Origin of the sequence: Luteitalea sp., from assembly GCA_009377605.1 — a bacterium.
GTDB lineage: Bacteria > Acidobacteriota > Vicinamibacteria > Vicinamibacterales > Vicinamibacteraceae > WHTT01.
The window spans coordinates 36184-41034 of sequence record WHTT01000059.1; the positions used below are offsets into that span (position 1 = coordinate 36184).

The 4851-nt window shown below is 64.4% G+C and carries 4 protein-coding genes and 1 pseudogene (1 of these 5 only partly in view); 2 read left to right on the forward strand and 3 right to left on the reverse strand.

The features are described 5' to 3' along the window. Window positions 1-873, reverse strand: a pseudogene (locus GEV06_18735) (radical SAM protein) (it extends 1302 nt beyond the left edge of the window). A 50-nt stretch (window positions 874-923) separates the two neighbouring features. Beyond that, the gene (locus GEV06_18740; GenBank protein ID MPZ19928.1) at window positions 924-2009 is read right to left on the reverse strand and encodes a TIGR04053 family radical SAM/SPASM domain-containing protein; all 1086 of its coding nucleotides are present in this window, start codon (window positions 2007-2009) and stop codon (window positions 924-926) included. A 381-nt stretch (window positions 2010-2390) separates the two neighbouring features. Between GEV06_18740 and GEV06_18745 the strand changes: the two genes are divergently transcribed. After that, window positions 2391-2576 (forward strand): hypothetical protein, encoded by a 186-nt coding sequence (locus GEV06_18745; protein ID MPZ19929.1) that lies wholly within the window; start codon window positions 2391-2393, stop codon window positions 2574-2576. Window positions 2577-3274: 698 nt separating this feature from the next. Here the strand turns inward: GEV06_18745 and GEV06_18750 are convergent. Beyond that, entirely contained in the window at window positions 3275-4045 is a 771-nt protein-coding gene (locus GEV06_18750) for a cyclic nucleotide-binding domain-containing protein (GenBank protein ID MPZ19930.1), read from the reverse strand. A 290-nt stretch (window positions 4046-4335) separates the two neighbouring features. On the opposite strand from GEV06_18750, the gene GEV06_18755 reads away from it, so the two are divergent. Further along, window positions 4336-4848, forward strand: a complete 513-nt coding sequence (locus GEV06_18755) for a c-type cytochrome (protein ID MPZ19931.1) — start codon at window positions 4336-4338, stop codon at window positions 4846-4848. The last annotated feature ends 3 nt before the right edge of the window (window positions 4849-4851 follow it).

The window sequence follows — 4851 nt, forward strand, 5'->3', positions numbered from 1 at the left end:
CACCTGCATCATGAAGTCGATGGGCACGTGGTCGACCTCGCGCAACGCGATCAGCCCATCGAAGAGGGCTTCCCACGTCGGATTGCGTGAAAAGTTATCGTCGGTGAAGAAGTAGTACCGGATGCGACCATCGGGGCGGCCCGGCGCGGCATTGGTCCGAATCTGCTCGAGCACGCGCTCGGGGTCACGCGCCCGCATCGTCCGTCCCTGCACGCTGATGATGGTACAGAATGAGCATCGGAACGGGCACCCACGGCTCACATCGACCGTTCCCGTGCCGCGGACCGCGAACTTCTTCTGCAGTCTGGCCGACGGGGCTGGCACCGGTTGATGGGTGAGATCGGGTGGTGAGTCGAGGAAGTTGTAGATCGGTCGCAGCGATCCTGTCGCGGCGTCCTGGAGCAACGCCGCCCACCGGCCCTCGACCTCGCCCGCGACCAGCGTGACGCCCGCGTCGATCATCGTCTGACACTCGGGGGGCATCGCGGTAGCCGTGGCGATGGCACCACTCACGTGGAAGCCGCCAATCATGACGTCGAACCCCTCGGCCTTGAACCGACGCGCGAGGTCCTGCGCACGCGGGAACTGGTTGGTCTGCACGCCGACCAGCGCCACCACGGCACGTGCACCGCGCCGAAGATAGCGTCGGGCCAAGCGCCCCGGCTCTACACGATCGACCGCCTCATCGAAGACGCGCACCGTGACCCGAGTGGTGCCGAGGGCTCCGGCATGAACGGCGTCCTCGGTGAGGCTGTGCAGGCAGTTGAGCGTGTTGCTTGGCAGTACGCCTCGCCAGTGTCTGATCACATACCCTTCATCATCGTACTTGGAGGGACGGACGAGCAGAATGACGAGGTGTGGGCAGGACGCCATAGGAGTCAGCCGTCGGGCACGCGCGTGGCGATGCCGGCACGCGAAAACAATCATTCTAGCTCAAGAAGTGGCTCGTATGCGCAGAGTGCATCTGCGCTGAGGACCGCTCCGCCTGCCGCGTACGCGCGTGATCGGGACCCGCCGCACGTCGCGCGAAACTCGCACCGGCCGCACTTCCCTTCGAGCGCATTCGGATCGCGAAGCTGCCTGAACAGCGTGTCGTCGCGGTAGACGCTCACTAAGGAATCGTGTCGCACGGCCCCGCGGACGATCGGAAGAAACCCACTGGGATAGATCTGGCCCAGGTGATCGACGAAGACGACCCCGTTCCCATCGCTCACATTGTGGGGCGCGCGAAGCTGTTGTCCGGGCTCCACACGGATGCCGGGATCGACCGAACGTCGGCGCTCCTGCTGCCGCTGCCAGACGACCCGGTGGTAGTGAGGGGCCTCGGTCGTCTTGATGCCAAAGGGCACCGTCAGTGACAGCTCGTACAGGAAGTTCAGCACCTCCTCGCACTCCTGGGCGGTGATCGGTTCCAGAGACGCGCCGCGCCCGGTTTGCACCAGGAAGAACACGGCCCACAGCACAAGCGGATACGTGGCCACGCGCTCGGCCATCGCCCGAAGCAAGGGGAGGGTGAGGCGGCTGACGGTCGTGTTGATCTGAAGCGGGATGCCCAGCTCGGTGACCGCCTCGATGATCCGCATGGTCCAGTGGTAGGACCCGCGCACCCCGCGGAAGGTGTCGTGCGACGCCGGATCCGGGCCGTCAAGACTAACTGCTATGCGGCTTAGCCCGGCGTCGCGGAGCTCCAGGAGGCGTTTGCGCGTCACGGCCGCCGTGCCGCTGGGCGTAATGGCGACCGTCAGCCCGGCGCGCGAGGCATAGTTGACCAAATTCACCAGATCCGGCCGCCGCATCGGATCACCACCGGTCAGCACGAAGAGTGGGGCCGGGTCCCCAAACGATCGCACCTCGTCGATGAGGCGGAACCCCTCATCGGTCGTGAGCTCGCGAGGGTCGCGCCGCGGGATGGCATCGGCCCGGCAATGCAGGCACGCGAGTGCGCAGGCCCGGGTGACCTCCCAGATCACCAGAAATGGTGCCCGATCAAAGTCGAGTGATGCCATCAGGCCTCGCAAGTCTGCGCCTCGGTGATGTCGGCCGTGACCTCCGATGGAACTTCGGCTCCTGAAAATCGGCGTAGCGTTCGCCGCGTCAGGAAGTTGCCATCAACAGCAGATCGCACCGTGCAAATCGGAAGCCACGAAGGAGAGAGGCCTGCATCGTGGCCTGTCTGACGGCAGCAGTCATCGAGTGACGAATCTGCTGGGCAGTATTCTGCACCGTCCCGCTGAAAATCACGCAACTCCCTTCGTCACTGCTCACCCCCGAGGCCATCAAGTGCGCCCACCGCCTGGCACGTACTTTGCCCGATCTTGAAGACGTCAAGCGGTTCCGGATCGACCTCAAGCTGTCCGTTCACTCGGCAAACCGGGGTACGAGTGCGTCCTGTGTCACGAGGGCAGGACAGCTACCCGTGGGAGCTACCGGTAGGCTACGGCACGCCGGTCACCCTGGACGGCGCGCGCGGCACGTTCACGTCCGGTGGCAAAGAGTACCTCATCACCAGCCGCGGCAACGCGCGCACACGTTGGATTGAGAAGGCCGACAAGGCCTACGTGGTAAGCACTTACTAGGGCAAGCAGCACGAAATCCCCTTGCTTAAAGAACAGATTCGCTACCGCATCGAAAAATTCGGCCTGAGGAAGTTCCCACCCTAACGTGGGCACATGACCGTCGTCATCATAGGTGGTACGAACTCCTGCCGGCTACAATCGTGCCACTGGGTCATTCCGGTCGGTGCATTGTATCCGGTGAGCTCCCCTGGGTACGACTCAACGGCCGCAAGGCGCGGGCACGCGACGACGTGGGATCCCGACGTATCCGCGCCATGTCACGAGCCGGCACTGCGTTCTCCGACTCGAGAAGGCCCACCATGCGCGCTCGGCTTATAGCGTTCCTCTGCCTGATGGCTATCACGGCACTGGGTGCCGCGCCTGCACCAGTGTCCTGAAAGCTCGTGGCCTCGCCTGGTGCGCTTCCCGTCAGTTTAGGCGATCGGCTGGAGGTGACGGCGCGCGCCTCCATCGAACCCGGCTGGTACTTGTACGCCATGAGCCAGCCGCCCGGCGGGCCGACGCCCTTGCGCATCACCGTGCCTTGAAGGATAGCCTTTCGCGCTGGCCGGGCCGGTAACCGGACCGGAGCCAAGCGCGCCTGGGACACCGCCTTCGAGATCGACACCGCCCGGCACGACGGCGCGATCTCCTTCACGGTACCGCTCGACGTCACCGCAAGCGCCAGGCAGGGGAGGGTATTCATCGTCGTCGGTCGACTATGGTCGGCAACCGGCTTCCCGACCTATGGCCGTCGTCATCTGCGGCGGCCGCTCTGGAAGCCGCGCGCACGGAGACGAGCCCGTGAAGGCCAGCACGCGCAACGCTTCGCGGTTGAGCACCACGAAGCCATCCTTCTCTGTGCGCACCACCTGGTCCTTCCCCCAACGACTCACGATCCGGATTGTCGTTTCGATGGTCGTTCCCGCCAGGTCGGCCAGCTCCCGTCGCGACAGCGACAACGGAATGAAGATGCCGCCGCGCTCGCCGCGTCCCATCTTGCTGGCCAACTTGAGAAATAACCGAGCGAACCGCGGCTCGACGCGCCCACCGGTCAGCTGAGCCAGCCGAGTGGTCAGCTCCACGAGCCGCTGCGTGAGGCCGAGCAGGAGCCCACGGACGAGAGTGGGATAGCACTCGAGCAGGAGGAAGAAGTCCTCGTTGCCAATCGTGACGCACGTGACGCTCTCGAGCGCCACGGCCGACGCCGGAAACGGGATCCCCTCGTAGACGGCCACGGCGCCAAGCGGGTCGCCCGGCCCGAAGATCTCGAGGATGAGGTCCTGCCCCGACGGTGTGACCTTGAACACTTTCACACGCCCAGTGACCACCATATAGAACCGGTTCGACGGATCGCCCTCGCGGAAGATCACCTCGCCCCGTTTGTAGTCGGCCAGCTTCGCCACGGCGGCGACGCGTTCCCGATCCTCGGCCTTCAGCTTCCTGAAGACCGGCGCGGTTTGCAGCACATCGGGAAGACGCGGACCCATCAATACGAGATCGTAGCATGCCGACACGAAGCGACGACGGACATTGGCCCACCGCTTGCTGTATGACGGCGGTCATAAGGACGAAGGACGCCGATGGGTTACCGTTGCCCGTGGTGCGGCACACGATCGAGATGATGCTGAGGATTATTCCGCACTCTTCGCTGAGAATCGCCCAGCCCTCATTCGCGCGATCCTCCATCCGTTGCGGTACGAAGCGAGCCTAACACTTGGTACGTAGGTTGCTGTTGGTGCTGTAGAAGCGCCACGCGCGCTGATGAGAGACCTGCGACATGAGCTCTAGGACCTGGCGAAGGCGTAGGAATGTCTACATGCCGTTCTTGGTGCTGATGTTTCTGGGCGTTGCATGCGGCCGACCGGCGGCCGACTCGGAGTCCGAAGAGAAGACGACGCCACCATCGGCGCCTGACAGGACCAGAGGCGCCTCGCCGGACGGATTGACGCCGTTCCAACGCGAGCACGGTATCGGACCAGTGACGGAGCCGGTGACGCTCACCGGCGTTGACCCGGCCCTGGCGGCCGCGGGGCAACAGATCTTCGAACAGAAGTGCGCGGCGTGCCACAAGTTGCGCGAGCGGTACGTCGGGCCAGCGCTCGGTGATGTGACAAAGCGCCGCTCGCCGGCGTTCGTACTGAACATGGTACTCAACCCGCAGACGATGGCGGAGCAGCATCCCGAGATCAAACCGCTCGTCGCGGAGTACTTCCTGATGATGCCCAACCAGAACGTGACGCCAGAGGAAGCGCGGCAGGTCCTCGAATACCTGCGCGCGCAGGGCGAGTAGTCA